The sequence below is a fragment of the Pseudomonas sp. 30_B genome, assembly GCF_017491605.1.
Taxonomy (GTDB): domain Bacteria; phylum Pseudomonadota; class Gammaproteobacteria; order Pseudomonadales; family Pseudomonadaceae; genus Pseudomonas.
On record NZ_JAFGYY010000452.1, the window covers coordinates 1 to 248 of the forward strand.

1 protein-coding gene is annotated in these 248 nt (G+C 65.3%); it reads left to right on the forward strand.

What is annotated here, in order from left to right:
• Positions 1 to 155: 155 nt before the first annotated feature.
• A partial coding sequence (locus J5M67_RS29715; RefSeq protein ID WP_243434861.1) for a hypothetical protein occupies positions 156 to 248 on the forward strand: 93 nt, incomplete at its 3' end.

Consider the following 248-nt stretch of genomic DNA (forward strand, 5'->3'; position numbering starts at 1 on the left):
GATGGGCTGCACAACCCGAAGGGACGGGCCGCATTTTGCGCAGCCCCGCGTTACTCGTCGTTCATTGGGAATAACCAAACCTCTCTCCTCGCGCCTTGCTCTGCGCAAAATGCGGCTCCGTCGCGGCTCGCGCCGAAACGGGAGCCGACCCTAAGATGCGGATAGGGATCGTCAATGACATGCCCCTGGCGGTGGAGGCGATGCGCCGCGCGCTGGCCTTCGAGCCGGCGCACCGGGTCATCTGGGTC